The sequence below is a fragment of the Actinomycetospora sp. TBRC 11914 genome (genome assembly GCF_012933465.1).
In the GTDB taxonomy this organism is placed as follows: domain Bacteria; phylum Actinomycetota; class Actinomycetes; order Mycobacteriales; family Pseudonocardiaceae; genus Actinomycetospora.
The window spans coordinates 131,239-146,516 of the sequence record NZ_JABBND010000001.1 but is presented as its reverse complement, the minus strand read 5'-3'; the positions used below and the strand labels follow the sequence as shown (position 1 = coordinate 146,516).

The following is a 15,278-nucleotide window of genomic DNA, read 5'->3' as shown; positions in this document are numbered from 1 at the left end:
CGGGATCGGGAAAGGTCAACCGGGCAGGAGGAGGGGGCCCGCGTGCCTCTCGACCTGTCGGGACGTGTCGCGTTGGTGCCGGCGGCGGCACGGCGGGTACCTCGCGCGATGACCGGGCCCGTCCTGCCGTCGCTCCGCGACCACCCCGTGCCCGTGCTCAACGAACTCCCCGGCGGGGAGCCCGCGCGGGTCTGACGGTCAGGCCGCGACGGTGCCGGGTGGGCTGCCGCCGCCGGGGACGGGTCGTCGGGCGGGGTCGATCCAGCGGGGTGGGGTGAACCACGGGCGGCCGCCGATCATGCGGATGTCCCAGCCGCCGTGGTGGACGAGGTGGTGGTGGTAGCGGCAGAGCAGGACGAGGTTGTCGGGGTCGGTGTCCCCGCCGTCGATCCAGTGGCGGATGTGGTGGGCGTGGCAGCGGCGGGGGCGGCGGGTGCAGCCGGGGTGGGCGCAGCCGCGGTCGCGGATGGTCAGCAGGCGGCGGAGGGCTTCGGTGACGGCGTAGGTGGCGCGGCCGAGTTCGACCGGTTCGCTGCGGGTGCCCAGGACGGCGGGGAGGATCTGGGCGTCGCAGGCGAGGCGTCGGGCGGCGGCGGGGTCGAGGGGGCGTCCGGTGTCGAACTCGGCGTGGCCGATCTGGGCGCGCAGCCACTCGAGGGGGATGGTGACCGCGACCTGCGCGCGGGCGGGGATCGGGAGTCGCCCCGCCCGGTGCGCGCCGGGGCGCGCTCGCGAAGGGGTCGACGGTGGTGCGGGCGGACTGTCGTCCGGTCCGCCAACGCCGGGATCGGGCTCGCTGCGGGCGCCGGGGCCGGGATCGAACTCGTGGGGATCGGACTTGTGGGGATCGGGCTCGTGGGGATCGGGCTCGTCGGGGACGAGGTGGAGTCGGCTGTGGCGGCGTTCCAGGTCGGAGTCCTCGCCGTCGGAGTCCTCGCCGTCGGGGTCCTCGCCCTCTGACGCCACGTCGTCAGGGCGGGGTTGGGGGTCCTCGGTGTCCTGGGGGTCGATGAGGCCGGTGGGGGTGTGGGCGGCGGCGCAGAGGTCGAGCAGGGCTTCGGCGCGGCGGGCGCCGAGGGGGCGGGTGTCGTCGGGGCCGGCGGGTCCGGCGAGGGCGTCGAGGGTCTCGAGGAGCAGTTCGACGTCGGCGGCGCCGTGGATGTGGCCGGTGAAGGCCAGGGTGCCGTCGCGACGGTGGACGAGCAGCCATTCGTCGTCGGGTTCGTCGGGCTCGGCCGGTGCGGCCCCGTCGGGGTCGAGGGTGGCCAGCAGCCGGGCCGCGACGCGTTCGAGGCCGTGCGGGGAGAGCTGTCGCGCCGAGGACGCCAGGAGGTCCTCGGCGGCGGTGACCTGGGCGGGTTCGATGTCCTCGAGCGCGATGATGCGGTCCATGGCGCGGACGAGGACGCGCAGGTGTTCCTCGCCGATGGCGCCGTCGGCGGCGGCCGCGGCGGAGGCGGGCAGGCGCGGGGGCAGGTCCTGGCCGGAGAGTGCGACCAGCGGCAGGGCTTGTTCGGCGTGACGCAGGAGGTGTCGGGCGTGGGCGTGGTCGAGGCGCCAGAGTTCCTCGAGGAAGCGGCCGAGGTCGCGGTGTCCGGTGGACGTCCAGGCGGCCGTCTCGGCGAGTTCCCCGATGGTGGTGAGCAGGGCGTGCTCGGCGAGCCGGGCCGCGGTCATGGCGTCGCGGGCCCGGGCGATGACCGCCTCGTCGGCGTCGCTCGTGCTCATGTCGATCAGGCTAGGTGCCCTTGAGCTGCGAGAACATCCGCTGTTCGAACGCATGTTCGATCAGCGGTCGCCATCCTCCGTCCTGTCGAACGGAGCAATGCGAACCGGTCACTCCGGCCGCAGGTGTGCCGAGGCCTCGTCGTCGGCCCGGCGCCACAGCTCGACCGCCATCGGCCGCTCGCCCTCCTCGAGGATGTGCCCGACGAGCCCGATCGCGCGGGCCATCACCCCGAGACCGCGCACCGCGCGCACCGGGAGGCCGAGCTCGCAGGTCAGGGCGCCGATCGCCCCGGTCGCATTGCAGGGCAGGTCCTTCCCGATCGCCCGGCCTCCGGCGGCCGCGACGCGCTGCACCAGGTCGACGTAGCGCCCGGACAGGCCGTTCTCGGCGGCGATCTCGAAGAGCCGGGGCGCCCGCGGGTCCACCGGCTTGTGGAACGGGTGCCCGATCCCCGGGACGGGTTCGCGGCGGGCGCGGAAGCCCGCGACGATCTCCGCCGCGGCCGCGTCGAGGTCCTCGGGGTCGTCGGCGAGCGCGTCGGTGAGCATGCGCGCGGCGCCCTCGGTGCTCCCGACGAAGACGCTGCCGAGCCCGCACAGTCCGGCCGCCACGGCCGCCTGCAGTGACTCCGGAGCGCCCGCGTAGGTCATGCGCGCCGCCAGCGCGCTCGGCGTCAGGCCGTGCTCGACCAGCGTGATCAGCAGCGCGTCGTACACGCGGGACTGCTCGGGCGTGGGACGACGGCCGGTGAGCTGGAGGAAGGAGAAGTCGGCCAGGGAGAAGTGGCCGAGGATCTCCGACGGCAGGTCCAGCCCGCGCACAGCGATGCGGTCGGGGGTGCTCCAGGCGATGTCGGAGCGGATCGGGGTGGGGGAGTAGGACACGGGCGGGCTCCTCTACCTGATATATCTCTAGACTCGGCGGGGTGGACGAAGCGGACGAAGGACCGTGGGCCCTGGCCGGGGCCCCGGTCGGGCGGCTCGGTGACACCGTGCGCGACCGGGTGGCCCGCGAGCTGCGGGATCGCATCCTGACCGGCCGGTACCGGCGCGACGAGCGGCTCGACCTCGATGCCGTGGCCGCCGAGCTGGGGGTGAGCCGCACGCCGGTCCGCGAGGCGTGCCTGGCGCTCCAGACCGAGGGGCTGCTGCGGATGGCGCCGCGCAGCGGGGTGACGGTGATCGGTCTGGAGCCGGGGGAGGTGGTCGACAACTTCCGGCTCATGGCCCGGCTCTCCGGCTTCGCGGCGGAGCTCGCGGCGGAGCGGATGACCGCGGAGGAGCTCGCCGACCTGGAGGCGTCGCAGGAGGCGATGCGCTCGGGGGACCGACTCGCCGAGCACAACTGGCGGTTCCACCGCGACATCAACCGGGCGTCGCGGTCCCGCCGGTTGATCAGCCTGATCGCGCAGACCGGCCGGACGATCCCGCGGACCTTCCTCGAGGTCTTCCCGGAGCACGTGCCGTGCGCCCTCGACGAGCACGACGAGCTCGTCGCCGCGCTGCGCCGGCGCGACGGGGAGGGAGCGAGGGAGGTCACCGAGCGCCACTACGCGGTCCCGGCGGAGCTGCTCAGCGGTCACCGCGGGTCATGATCCGTCCGCGAGCAGGGTCGCGGCCCGCTCGCGCAGGACCGTGGTGCGGACCTTCGGCCCGTTCGTCCCGGCCGTCGTCGGGAGCTCCGCGAGCAGCTCGATGCGCGTCGGCACCTTGAAGGCCGCGAGGTGGGCCCGGCAGTGCGTCAGCAGGTCCTCCTCGCGGCACCCGGAGCCCTCGACGGCGACGACGAAGGCCACCGCCACGTCGCCGCCGGTGGCGTCCTTCGCCCCGACCACCTTCGCCGTCGCCACCTCGTCGTGCTCGATGAGGAACGCCTCGATCTCGGCGGGCTGGACGAGGAACCCGCGCAGCCGCAGCGCGTCGCCCGCGCGGCAGGAGTAGAGGTAGCGGCGCGGGTCGTCGGGGTCGAGGTGCCCGAGGTCGGAGGTCCGCAGCCAGCCGTCCGGCGTGAGCGCGGCCGACGTCGCATCGGTGTTGCCGAGGTAGCCGCTCATCACGTGCGGGCCCCGGAACCACAGCTCGCCCGTCTCGCCGACCGCGAGGTCCGTTCCCGACGAGGCGTCGACCACCCGGACCTCGATGTCGTCCGACACCGGACGGCCACCGCCGCGCACCCGGCGGTGGACGTCCAGGTCGGGGTCCTGGAGCGCGGCGAGCGCGAAGCTCTCGGAGGACCCGTAGACCCCGCACACCGGCACCCCGAAGCGGTCCTGCGCCCAGTGCGCCACCTCGGGAGACCGCCCGGAGAAGTCGGCGATCGCGCCGTGCCGCCACGCCGGCAGCTCCACCGGATCCGCCTCCCACGCGTCCTTGAGCCGGCCGAACAGGTCGTCGCCGCCGATCAGGTGGGTCACCCGGTGGTCGCGCACCAGCCGCAGCGCCCCGGCCGGGTCGAACACGGGCTGGAGCACGAGGGTCGCGCCGGCGGCGAGGGCGGCCATCGCGGCCGTGTGCCCGAAGACCCCGGCAAGCGGCAGGGGCAGCAGCAGGGCGTCGCCGGGACCGAGTCCGAGGGCACGGGCGGCGTGCGCGGCGTGCGCGAACACCGACGCCCGGTCGTGCACCGCGAGCTTCGGGGCGCTGGTGGAGCCCGACGTGGTGAAGAGCTTGAACGGGTCCCCCGGCTGCCCGACGTCGGGGATGGCCGCCCCGCCGCCGTCGCCCCAGGAGGCGTGGACCCCGCCCCCGAGGTCGAAGCCCGCGAGCTCCGCGCCGTCCGGGGCGCGCACGACGTGCACCGTCGGGGCAGCCCCGGCGTCGGTGGCGGCGTCGCGCAGGGTCCCGGCGAGGTCGAGCTCCCGGCTGCCGCTGCGGAACGCGAACGGCACCACGACGTGGGCAGGCTCCGCGGTCCGGAGCAGGTGCGCGACGTCGTGGCGCTGGTAGCGGGTGTGGATGCCCATCGCGACCGCGCCGAGCGCGGCGAGGGCGAACTCCCACGCCACGGCCTCCGGCCAGGTCGGCAGGCACAGCCCGACGACCTGACCGCGCCGCACCCCTCGGGCGGCCAGGTCGGCGGACAGCGCGTCGACCTGCGCGGCGAGCTCGGCGTAGGTGGTCGGCGCCCCGTCGGCGAGCAGGGCGATTCGGTCACCGTGGTCCGTCAACTCCATGGGCCCTCCTTAGGGGCGAGCCACCTCGCGGGGCAGCCCCAGCACCCGCTCGGCGAGCACGTTGCGGGTGATCTGCGAGGTGCCGCCGCCGATCGTGGTGAACCGGCTGCGCAGGTAGAGCCAGCCGAAGTCGTCCGCCTCGTCGACGCCGGCGGTGCCGACGAGGCGCAGGCCGACGTCGGCGATCCGCTGGATGCGCTCGGAGTTCACGATCTTGGCGATCTGCGCCTCCGGGCCCGGCTCGGCGCCGGTCATCGCCTGCAACAGCCGCCGCAGGGTCAGGGCCTGCACCGCCTGCTCCTCGGCGAGGGCCGCGCCGACCTCGCGGGAGAACCCGGCGTCGTCCGGCGCGATCCGCACCAGGGCGTCGAGCAGGGCCTCCGCCGTGATCGGTGAGCTGCGCTCGCCGATCGTGGTGCGCTCGTTGCCCAGCAGGATGCGCACGAGGCGCCACCCGTCGTCGACCGTGCCGACGACGTCGGCGTCGGGCACGAACACGTCGTCGAGGAACACCTCGTTGAAGCTCGTCTCCCCGAACTCGGTCGCGCCCGGGCGGGCGCCGCCGACGATCTCGCGCAACGGCCGCACGGTGATCCCGGGGGAGGACATGTCGACGATCAGCAGCGACAGGCCGGCGTGCTTGGGCCGGTCCGGGTCGGTGCGCACCGTGGCGAGCCCGTGCGTGGCGGTCCCGGCGTGGCTGGTCCACACCTTCTGCCCGGTCACGAGCCACCCTCCATCGGTGCGCACCGCGCGGGTGCGCACGGCGGCGGCGTCGGACCCGGCGTCGGGCTCGGAGGAGAGCTGACACCATCGCACCGTGCCCCGCAGCGACCCGGGGAGGTAGCGCTCCGCCTGGTCCGGGGTGCCCTGCTGGCCGATCGTCATCGGCACCCAGGGGACCTCGATCCGGGGGCGGGGCAGTTCGGCCAGTTCCCGCTTGAGCACGTACTGCTCGAGCGTGCCGGCTGCGCGGCCGAAGGGCCGGGGCCACTCCGGCATGAGGGCCCCGGACGCGGCGAGCGCCTCCGCCTGCTCGTCGGCGGGGAGGGCCGCGATCTGCGTCCGCAACGACCGCGCCTCCGCCCGGACGGCGTCGGCCGCGTCGGGCAGTGGCACCTCCCGGTCGCGGGTCACCCCGGCCTCGGCGAGGGCCCGCACGTCCGCGCTCGCCGTGCCCGCCGGGTCGAAGACGGCGGAGAGCGTGGCGGCGCGGCGCAGGTAGAGGTGCGCGACGTGGTCGAACGTGAACCCGATCCCGCCGTGGACCTGGATGTTCGTCTCGGCGCAGACCCGGAACGCGGGCAGCGCCACGGTCGCGGCGACCGCGGCGTCGAGCCCCGCCTGGTCCGCGGTCCGCACGCCGGGCCGGCTCGCGTCCCAGACGGCGGCGGTCGCGGTCCCGGCGGCCACGAGCATGTCCGCGCAGAGGTGCTTGACCGCCTGGAAGGACCCGATCGGCCGCCCGAACTGCTCCCGGACCAGCGCGTATCCGGTGCTCATCCCGACCAGGGCGTTCGCGGCGCCGGCGGCCTGTGCGGCGGCGAGCACCCGCCCGATCCGCAGCGCGAGGGCGGCGCCGCCGGGCAGCACCTCGTCGACCTCGGACCCGGTGTACCGCACGCGTGCCCCGCCCGCGCTGCGGTCGACCGTGCGCACCACCTCGCGGACGACCCCCTCGTGGTCGGCGTCGACGACGAGCAGGTCGTCGCCCCGTCGCAGCAGGAGCACGTCCGCGACGGCGGCGCCGAGGACGAAGCCGTCCCCGTCCACGAGCCCGGTCGCGGCCACCCGCTCGCCGCTCGCGAGGTCGGGCAGGAGGCGGTGGCGCAGCTCCTCCGAGCCGAGGGCGTCGATCACGGCCGCGGACAGGACGGTCGGCAGGAACGGACCGGGGGCGCAGTGCTCGCCGACCGCCTCCATCACCAGCGCGGCCTCGAACAGTCCGGCCCCGGCCCCGCCCACGTCCTCGGGCAGGTGCAGGGCGAGCCAGCCCTGGTCGGCGGCCTCGGCCCAGAGCGTGGGCAGGGTCTCGGTGTCCCGGTCGAGCGCGGCGTGGGCGGCCGGGGTGGCCTTCATCCGCTCGAGGGCCTGGCCGAGCACGGCCCGGAAGTCGACGTGCTCGGGGTCGAGGGCGATGGTCACGGGGCCTCCTCGGCGGGGAGATCGGGGGCGCGGGGCGGTGCGGCCGACGGCGGTCGGCGCAGCGCGCCCGCGAGCGGGACGTGCACGGCCGCCAGCGTCTCGCCGGACGGCGTCGCGACCCGGCCCGCGAGCACGCCGCGGGCGACGACGTGCTCGTCGCCGACCGCGTCGGCCAGGTCGCGGACCGGGCTGACGCAGGCCTCGGCCGCCGCGAGCACCGCCTCCCACTCGGTCGAGGTCCGCGCGGCGAGACGGGTGGCCACCGCGGCGCGCACCGTCGTCGGGTCGGGGTCGTCACGGACCGCGGGCTCCAGGCCGACGGCCGCGCAGAACCGGTGCCAGAAGCGGTCCTCAAGCGCCGCGACGGCGAGCCAGCGGCCGTCCGCGGCGCGGTAGAGCCCGTAGCGCGGCGACCCGCCGGTGACCACCTCGCCGTTCGCGGTCGGCCAGCGGCCCGCACCGCCCGCGGCGACGCCCCAGTAGACGAAGGTCAGCAGGTTCTCGGCCATCGCGACGTCGAGGTGGGCCCCGACGCCCGTCCGCTCGCGGCGCAGCAGCGCCAGCAGCACGTTGAGGACCGCCGGGTAGCTCCCGCCGCCGATGTCGGCCCACGTCGTCGCCGGCATCGGCGGTGCGCCGTCGGCGTCTCGCACGAGCGAGAGCAGCCCGAGCTCGGCGGCGAAGTTGAGGTCGTGGCCCGGCGTGTGCGCGCGGGGCCCGTCCTGCCCGTAGCCGGTGATCGGGCAGTACACGAGCCGCGGGTTGTCCTCGCGCAGAACATCCGCCCCGAGCCCGAGCCGGTCCATGACGCCGGGTCGGAAGCCCTCGACGACGACGTCCGCCTCTCGGGCGAGTGCGCGTGCCGTCGCGACGCCGGCCGGCGACTTCAGGTCGAGGGCGACCGACCGCTTCCCGGCGTTGAGCAGGGTGAAGCGGATCGACGAGCCGTCCGCCGCGAACGGCCCGACGTGGCGCATCTCGTCCCCCGTGTCCGCCCGCTCCACCTTGAGCACGTCCGCACCCTGCTCGGCGAGCATCAGCGTGGCCAGCGGCCCAGGCAGGAGCGTGGAGAAGTCGAGGACCCGGACGCCGTCGAGGGCCGACCCGGTGTCGGTGCGGTCGAGCCAGCCGGTGCCTCTCCCCGTCGCTCCGCCCGCCCCGGTCACTCGGGACCACCGTCGGCCCACGTCAGCAGCACGTCGACCGCGGCGCTGCGCCCCGGGACGGACGACACGACGAACGGGTTCACGTCCGCCTCGAGCAGCCGCCCCCGGTGCGCGAGCGCCGCGTCGGACAGGGCGACGACGGCGTCGACCAGCTCCTCGACGCACGCCGGGCGGCTCCCGCGGGCTCCGTCGAGCAGCGGGAAACCCTGTAGGGACCGGATCGCCCGGGCCGCCTCGGCGCGGTCCAGCGGTGGGAGCCCGAACGCGACGTCCTGCAGCGTCTCCACGAACACCCCGCCGAGCCCGACCATGACGACGGGTCCGAACGTCGGATCGGTCGACAGCCCGAGCACCGTCTCGACGCCCTCGACCTGCGGTTGCAGGACGATCTGGCCGATACCCCGACGGTCGCGCTCGGCGGCGAGGGCCCGGAACGCGACGTCGAGCGCCGCCGGGTCGGCCAGGTCGGTGCGGACGAGGCCGCCCTCGGTCTTGTGGGCCTCGCCGGTGCCCTCCAGCTTCGCGACGACGGGCCACCCCAGCTCCGCGGCCACTGCCGCGGCCTCCTCGGGGAGCGTCACCACGCTCGACGTCACGAAGGGGATGCCGCGCAGGCGGGCCGCCGCGGCGGGCCCGGTCTCGACCGTCCCCGCGACCGGAGGCGCCGGGACGGACGCCCTCGGGCCCGGCCGCCCCGCCGGGCGGGCCGGACTCGCCGCGGCGATCGCGTCGACGGCGTCGATCGCGAGCGGTTCGACCGGGATCCCGGCGGCGGCCAGGTCGGCCTCCGCGGCCGCGTTCGCGAGTCCGGTGATGATCAGCGGCTTGCCGTGCCGGGCCGCCATCCGCACGATCGCCGGCACGAACACGTCGCTGATGTGGGTCGCCTGCAGCATGTAGGCGAAGCCCAGGACCGCGCTGTGGATCTCGGGGCGGCCGAGCACGTGGTCGAGGACGTCCTCGAGCAGGTCGGGCCGGCTGCCGATCTGGCCGGTGAGGTCCAGCGGGTTGTCGAAGCGGGCGGCGGGCAGGGCCTCGGCGGCGGCCGGGTCCGGCGGCGGGGGCAGCGTCGGGATGTCGAGGTCGCGCTCGGAGCAGAGGTCGGCGAGCAGGGTGGCCACCCCGCCGGAGAGGCTGAACACCGCGACGCCCCGGCCCTGCGGGACCCGGCCGGCGGCGTGCAGGCGCAGGGCCGCGAGGAACTCGTGCTCGTCGCGGGCCCGCAGGACACCGTGCTGGCGCAGCACGGCGTCGTAGACCCGGTCGCTCCCGGCGAGCGCACCCGTGTGGGAGGCCGCGGCGCGGGCCCCCGCCTCCGAGGTCCCGATCTTCAGGACCACGACGGGCGTGCTCTGCGCGGCCGCCGTCGCGAGGGCGCGGCGGACGCGGTCGCCGTCGGAGAAGCCCTCGGTGATCAGCCCGATCACCGACACCTCGGGATCGCGGGCGAGCACCGCGAGGCAGTCGGCGACGTCGACGTCGGCCTCGTTGCCGGGGTCGACGATCCAGCGGTAGCCGATGCCGCGGGACTTCGTGACGGCCGCGCCGAGGTAGCCGGCGAGCCCGCCGCTCTGGCTGACGACGGCGACCGATCCGGGCAGCGGGCCGAGCGCGACGTCGGTGGCGAAGGTGGCGAAGAGCCCGGTCGCGGTGTGGCGGATGCCCGCGGAGTTGGGGCCGAGGAGCGTCACGCCGAGCTCGCGGGCGGTGCGGGCGAGCTCGTCCTCGAGCACCGCGCCGGCGGCACCCGATTCCCGGAACCCGGCCGCCAGGCAGATCGCGGTCCGCCCGCCGCGGGCCGCGAGCTCCCGCACCGCCGCCGTCGCCTGGGACGCGTCGACGGCGAGGACGGCGAGGTCGGGCACCTCCGGCAGGGCCGTGATCGACGGGTGGCACCGCAGGCCGTACAGCTCCTCGGCGCGCGGGTTGACCGGCAGGATGCTCCCCGCGAACCCGCCCTGGACGAGGAAGCGCAGCACGCGGGCCCCGACCCGCTCCGGCCGGGAGCTCGCGCCGACCACCGCGACCGACCCCGGGTGGAACAGCGGCTCCAACCGGGGGTCGACGGGCAGCGGCTCGATCGCGCTCACGGCTGCTTCTTCATGAGGAACACCCGCACGCAGGAGCAGACGATCTCGTCGCGCTGGTTGAGGCCCTCGTGGCGCGCGGTGACGATGCCGGCGGCGGGGTTGGACCGGGACTCCCGCTTCTCGGTGACCGTGGTGCGCGAGCGCAGGGTGTCGCCGTGGAATACCGGGGCGGGGAAGGAGATCTCGGTGAACCCGAGGTTGCCGAGCGTGGTCCCGAGCGTCATGTCGTACACCGGCATCCCGCAGACGAGGCCGAGGGTGAAGATGCTGTTGACGATGCGCGTCCCGAAGTTCGTGTCGCGGGAGGACTCCTCGTCCATGTGCAGCGGCTGGGGGTTCATCGTCAACGCCGAGAACCACGTGTTGTCGGCCTCGGTGATCGTGCGCCGCAGCGGGTGCTCGATGGTGTCCCCGACGACGAACTGCTCGTAGTACATCCCGCTCACGTCCGGTCCTCTCTCCCGTGGCGCGCGACGATCGCGCGGGCGGTCTTCGCGTGGGCCGCGTCGATGTGCTGGCCGCGGTAGTCGACCGAGGCCGCGCCGCCCGCGGCGGCCGCGTCGAACGCGGCGACCATCCCGCGGTAGAACTCGACCTCCTCGGCGCTCGGCCCGTAGATCTCGTGGACCGGCCCGACGTGGCTCGGGTGGATCAGCATCTGGCCGTCGTAGCCGAGGTCGCGCTGGGCCCGGGCGAAGGTGCGCAGGCCGTCGAGGTCGGCGATGTCCTGCCACATGCCGCAGACCGCGAAGTCGTGCCCGGCGGCGCGGCTCGCGAGCAGGATCCGGCTGCGCAGGTAGAGCGTCTCGTGGCCCTCGAGCGAGAAGCGGTAGCCCAGGGACCGCGCGGTGTCGGCGTCGCGCGCCGTGGCCCCGACCAGGGCGCACATGCGCGGCGAGGCGGCCGCGATCTCCTCGCAGCGCGCCATGCCGGGCGCCGTCTCCAGCGACGCGAGGAAGCGCGTCGACCCGATCGGCAGCCCGGCACGGTGCTCGGCGTGGGTGACCAGGGCGTCGTACCGGATCACGTCGTCGCGGCCGTCGAGCTTGGGCAGCACCAGCCCGACCAGGCCGGGCCGCACGAGCGCCTCGACGTCGAACCCGACGTGCGGGGTGTCCAGGCCGTTCGGCCGACCCCACAGGTCGACGTCGCCGGGGTGGGCGTCGATCGACGCGGCCACGGCCTCGCGGGCCTCGGCCTTCGCGGAGTCGGCCACCGCGTCCTCGAGGTCGAGGATGATCGCGTCCGGCCTGGCACGCCGGGCCTTCTCCACCCAGGACGGCCGCTGCCCGGGCACGAACAGCATCGATCGGTACGGGGACCTGCTCGCGGACGACGACGTCGGCATCGGCGTGCTCCTCCTGACCTCTAAACCTTATATATCAGAGACCTCCGGCGGAGGCCGGACGAGTCGGCCCTGCTCTGCTCTCTCAGACCGCGGTCCAGCCGCCGTCGACGGGCAGGGTGGTGCCGGTGACGTAGCTCGAGGCGTCGCTGGCGAGGTACACGAGCGCACCGTGGAGCTCGTCGAGCTCGCCCGCGCGCCCCATCGGGGTCTTGCGGCGCATCCAGCGGGTGGCGCCCTCGTCGTCGAACATCGCCGTCGTCATCTCGGTCGAGAAGAAGGCCGGCGCGATCGCGTTCACCCGCACCCCGCGCCGCGCCCACTGGGCGCCGAGCTCGCGGGTCAGGTTGACGACCGCGCCCTTACTGGCCGAGTACGAGGCCTGCGGGACCTGACCCGCTCCGTTCAGCCCGAACACCGACGCGATCGTGATGATCGAGCCCCGCCCGACGGCGAGCATCGGCCGGGCGGCCGCCTGCGACAGCGCGAACACCGAGGTCAGGTTCAGGTCGACGACGGCCGAGAACGTCTCGACCGGCTCGTCCTCGGCGGGTCCGACGTGATGGGTCCCGGCGTTGTTCACGAGCACGTCGAGGCGCCCGCACTCGGCGATCGCCCGATCTACGAGGGCCGCGCACGCGTCGGGGTCGGCGACGTCGCAGGCCACCGGGACCGCCCCCGGGAGGTCGGCGGCCAGCTCGTCGAGCCGCTCCTTGCGCCGCGCCGCGAGCACCACCCGCGCACCGCGGTCGGCGAAGCACCGCGCCGCGCTGGCACCGATGCCGCTCGAGGCGCCGGTGATCACGACGACGCGGTCGGTGAGGTCGAACAAGGGATCCATCAGCGCTCCAGCACCACGGGGAAGGACGACATGCCGCGACTCACCAGCGTCGGGTGCCAGACCGGGTCCGTGGGGCCCTCGGCCATCGTCGGGAAGCGACGGTGCAGTCTCTCGAGCGCGATGGTGCCCTCCAGGCGGGCGATCGGGGCGCCGAGGCAGTAGTGGATGCCGTGCCCGAAGGTGACGTGCCGGCCGTCGGTCCGGGCGAGGTCGAGGCGGTCGGGGTCGGCGAACGCCTCCGGGTCGCGGTTGGCGGCGAGCTGGACCAGGTAGACCTGGGCCTCGGCCGGGATGGTCACCCCGCGGCGCTCGTGGGTCTCGACGCACCGGCGGACCTCGAGCTTCGAGGGGCCGTCGTAGCGCAGCAGTTCCTCGACCGCGGCGCCCACCTGGTCGGGGTGCTCGAGGAACCACGACCGCTGGTCGGGATGGCGCAGCAGCGCCCGGCTGCCGTTGCCGATGAGGTTGGTCGTCGTCTCGTGGCCGCCGAAGAGCAGCAGCACGCAGGTGGCGACGATCTCGTCCAGCGTCAGACGGTCGTCGTCGTCCACGGCGGCGGCGAGATCGGACACGAGGTTGGGGGCCGGGTGCTCGCGGTAGTGGCGCGCCAGGTCCGTGAGGTAGTCGCGGAGCTCGACCAGCCCCTGCTGGGCGGCCGCGAGGACCCCCGGCTCGCGGGCGACGCCGAAGACGATGGTCATGACGGAGTCGGACCAGTCCTTGAACCTCGGCACGTCGGCGCGCGGGACGCCCATCATCTCGGCGATGACCGCCGCGGGGATGAGGTAGCTGAACTCGGTGATCAGGTCGACCTCGTCACCGCGACGGTCGTCGAGCCCGTCGAGCAGCTCGTCGACGATCGCGACGACGCGGGGCTCGAGCCGGCGGACGGCCTTGACGGTGAACGCCGCCCGGACGAGCTTGCGCAGGCGGGTGTGGTTCGGCGGGTCGTTGAACACCATCCAGTGCTCGAGCAGGTCGTAGGTCGGCGCCCGCTCCTCGCGCTGCTGCGGGGTCAGCTTCTTCTCGTAGATCGGGCGCACCCGGTCCGACGACAGTCGGGGGTCGCCCAGCGCCGCGGTGAGGTCGTCGTGGCGCAGGACGAGGAAGGCGCGCTGCTTCTCCGCCCAGACGACGGGGCTCTCGGCGCGGAGACGGTTGAGCAGCGGGTAGGGATCGGCGACCGCGGACGGTTCCAGCAGGTCGGTCCCGCTCAGCACGACCCCTCCAGGACGGCGACCACGCACCCGTTGCCGTCGATCCCCGCGGCTCCACCGCCCATGGTCTCGACGACCCCGAGCCGGGCCCCTTCGACCTGGCGGTCCGCCGCCCGACCGCGCAGCTGCCAGGTGATCTCGGCGATCTGGGCGAGCCCCGTCGCGCCGAGCGGGTGCCCGCGGGACAGGAGGCCGCCGGACGGGTTCACCGGTGACTCCCCGCCGAGTGCCGTGATCCCCTCCGCGGCGAGCTTCCCGCCCTCCCCGAGCGGGGCGAGCCCGAGGGCCTCCGTCGTGACGATCTCGCCGATGGTGAAGGCGTCGTGCACCTCGAACACGTCGACGTCGGCCACCCCGACACCGGCGGCCTCGAACGCCGCGGTGGCGGTGTCGTGGACGACGTCCCAGCCCCAGACCTTGCTGCTCCGGTGGTCCCACAGCCCGCCCGAGCGCAGGGCGGTCCCGCGGACGGCCACGTCGCCGGCACGGGCGGGCCCGACGACGGCGGCCGCGGCGGCGTCGCTCATCCCGCAGCACTGCAGCACGGTCAGCGGGTCGGCGATCATGCGCGATGCCAGCACCTCGTTGATCGAGACCTCGCGGCGGCGGGCCGCGCGCGGGTTCGCGACGCCGTGCCGGTAGTTCTTCACCGCCACCGCGGCCAGCTGCTCGGGCGTCGTCCCGAACTCCGCGCCGTAGCGCGCCGCGGCCATCCCGTAGATCGACGGCATCGCCATGCCGGAGCGGCCCTCGCGGTCGGTGTCCTCGGGGACGATCGAGCCGGCGAAGGTGTGGTTCATGGTCTCGACGCCGACGGCCAGGACCCGTTCGTAGCGGCCGAGCCGGACGGCCTCCACCGCCTCGTGGAAGGCCGTGGTCCCGCTGGCACAGGCGTTCTCCACCGTGACCACCGGGACCCCGACGATTCCGAGCGTCTGCAGGCAGCGCTGGACCGTGCCGGGGCCGTCGAAGACGGTGCCGGCGAACACGGCGTCCACGTGGGCCGACCCCGCGTCCGCGAACGCCTCGGCCACCGCGTCGCGCACCAGGGCGGGAGCGCCGCGCTGCGGCTGCTTGGCGAAGGTGCTCGTCCCGACGCCCCGGATGCCGACGCCGGTCATGCGTCCTCCTCGCTGACCGGTCGAGCTCCGCTGCGCTCCGTCTCCTCGCCCGCGAAGCACGGGTCGCCCTCGGCCGTCCGGCCGACGAGCACCGCGCGTTGCCCCGGCCGCAGTGCCTGCTCCGGGTCGTTCCCGTGGCCGAGCACCCGCGGACCGTCGTCCAGGTCGACGTAGGCGAGCGAGATCGGTGGCGTCCGGTCGCCGACCGGGATGCGCAGCACGGTCCCGGAGAAGACCGTGCCGGTGGACGCGAAGGTCGTCGGCGCGACCTCGCCGCCGCACACCGGGCAGCGCGTCACCGGCTCCAGCGAGGGGTGCACGCAGGCGGCGCACCGCACGCCCTCGATCGCGGGCGGATCGGTGCGCAGCCGAGGTCGGGGGTCGAACCCGGTCCGCTCGACGGAGACAGGGGCCATGGCCGCGACGCTAGCGATAACCAAACGCACGGTCAA

Annotated in this window: 13 protein-coding genes; 1 reads left to right on the top strand and 12 read right to left on the bottom strand. The window is 75.0% G+C overall.

All coding sequences use genetic code 11. The features are described from left to right. Positions 1-198: 198 nt before the first annotated feature. On the bottom strand, positions 199-1,728 hold the full coding sequence (locus HH311_RS00625; protein ID WP_169181668.1) for an HNH endonuclease signature motif containing protein: 1,530 nt from the start codon (positions 1,726-1,728) through the stop codon (positions 199-201). 108 nt (positions 1,729-1,836) lie between these two features. Beyond that, positions 1,837-2,613 carry a citryl-CoA lyase gene (locus HH311_RS00620; RefSeq protein WP_169181667.1) on the bottom strand — a complete coding sequence of 259 codons (777 nt, stop codon included), beginning with the start codon at positions 2,611-2,613 and terminating at the stop codon, positions 1,837-1,839. Positions 2,614-2,654: 41 nt separating this feature from the next. On the opposite strand from HH311_RS00620, the gene HH311_RS00615 reads away from it, so the two are divergent. After that, positions 2,655-3,323, top strand: coding sequence for a GntR family transcriptional regulator (locus tag HH311_RS00615; RefSeq protein ID WP_211189450.1), 669 nt, complete (start codon positions 2,655-2,657; stop codon positions 3,321-3,323). On the opposite strand, the gene HH311_RS00610 is transcribed toward HH311_RS00615, so the two are convergent. The 10 genes from HH311_RS00610 to HH311_RS00565 all read right to left on the bottom strand — a co-directional run bounded on the left by HH311_RS00610 (position 3,318) and on the right by HH311_RS00565 (position 15,242). Continuing rightward, entirely contained in the window at positions 3,318-4,901 is a 1,584-nt protein-coding gene (locus tag HH311_RS00610) for an AMP-binding protein (protein ID WP_169181666.1), read from the bottom strand. The genes HH311_RS00615 and HH311_RS00610 overlap by 6 nt on opposite strands. Positions 4,902-4,910: 9 nt before the next feature. Further along, a complete protein-coding gene (locus tag HH311_RS32995) occupies positions 4,911-7,046 on the bottom strand; it encodes an acyl-CoA dehydrogenase (RefSeq protein ID WP_169181665.1) in 2,136 nt (711 codons plus the stop codon). Continuing rightward, positions 7,043-8,212 (bottom strand): CaiB/BaiF CoA-transferase family protein, encoded by a 1,170-nt coding sequence (locus HH311_RS00600; protein ID WP_169181664.1) that lies wholly within the window; start codon positions 8,210-8,212, stop codon positions 7,043-7,045. The genes HH311_RS32995 and HH311_RS00600 overlap by 4 nt, the downstream gene beginning before the upstream one ends. Further along, complete coding sequence (locus HH311_RS00595; RefSeq protein ID WP_169181663.1) at positions 8,209-10,302, bottom strand: acetate--CoA ligase family protein; 2,094 nt, start codon at positions 10,300-10,302, stop codon at positions 8,209-8,211. Before HH311_RS00595 ends, HH311_RS00600 begins: the two co-directional genes overlap by 4 nt. Next, entirely contained in the window at positions 10,299-10,739 is a 441-nt protein-coding gene (locus HH311_RS00590) for a MaoC family dehydratase (protein WP_211189530.1), read from the bottom strand. Before HH311_RS00590 ends, HH311_RS00595 begins: the two co-directional genes overlap by 4 nt. Positions 10,740-10,744: 5 nt before the next feature. Continuing rightward, a complete protein-coding gene (locus tag HH311_RS00585; RefSeq protein ID WP_211189449.1) occupies positions 10,745-11,650 on the bottom strand; it encodes a CoA ester lyase in 906 nt (301 codons plus the stop codon). Positions 11,651-11,732: 82 nt separating this feature from the next. Next, the gene (locus tag HH311_RS00580; RefSeq protein ID WP_169181661.1) at positions 11,733-12,488 is read right to left on the bottom strand and encodes an SDR family NAD(P)-dependent oxidoreductase; all 756 of its coding nucleotides are present in this window, start codon (positions 12,486-12,488) and stop codon (positions 11,733-11,735) included. Continuing rightward, positions 12,488-13,708: a cytochrome P450 gene (locus HH311_RS00575; protein WP_169181660.1), complete on the bottom strand. Its 1,221-nt coding sequence runs from the start codon at positions 13,706-13,708 to the stop codon at positions 12,488-12,490. The genes HH311_RS00580 and HH311_RS00575 overlap by 1 nt, the downstream gene beginning before the upstream one ends. Further along, positions 13,702-14,826: a thiolase family protein gene (locus tag HH311_RS00570; RefSeq protein ID WP_169181659.1), complete on the bottom strand. Its 1,125-nt coding sequence runs from the start codon at positions 14,824-14,826 to the stop codon at positions 13,702-13,704. Before HH311_RS00570 ends, HH311_RS00575 begins: the two co-directional genes overlap by 7 nt. Further along, positions 14,823-15,242 carry a Zn-ribbon domain-containing OB-fold protein gene (locus HH311_RS00565; protein ID WP_169181658.1) on the bottom strand — a complete coding sequence of 140 codons (420 nt, stop codon included), beginning with the start codon at positions 15,240-15,242 and terminating at the stop codon, positions 14,823-14,825. Before HH311_RS00565 ends, HH311_RS00570 begins: the two co-directional genes overlap by 4 nt. Positions 15,243-15,278 lie beyond the last annotated feature (36 nt).

Coding starts and splice junctions, on each gene's coding strand:
- HH311_RS00625 (WP_169181668.1), bottom strand. CDS start 1,728: ATGAGCACGAGCGACGCCGACGAGGCGGTCATCGCCCGGGCCCGCGAC.
- HH311_RS00610 (WP_169181666.1), bottom strand. CDS start 4,901: ATGGAGTTGACGGACCACGGTGACCGAATCGCCCTGCTCGCCGACGGG.
- HH311_RS00590 (WP_211189530.1), bottom strand. CDS start 10,739: ATGTACTACGAGCAGTTCGTCGTCGGGGACACCATCGAGCACCCGCTG.
- HH311_RS00585 (WP_211189449.1), bottom strand. CDS start 11,650: ATGCCGACGTCGTCGTCCGCGAGCAGGTCCCCGTACCGATCGATGCTG.
- HH311_RS00580 (WP_169181661.1), bottom strand. CDS start 12,488: ATGGATCCCTTGTTCGACCTCACCGACCGCGTCGTCGTGATCACCGGC.
- HH311_RS00570 (WP_169181659.1), bottom strand. CDS start 14,826: ATGACCGGCGTCGGCATCCGGGGCGTCGGGACGAGCACCTTCGCCAAG.
- HH311_RS00565 (WP_169181658.1), bottom strand. CDS start 15,242: ATGGCCCCTGTCTCCGTCGAGCGGACCGGGTTCGACCCCCGACCTCGG.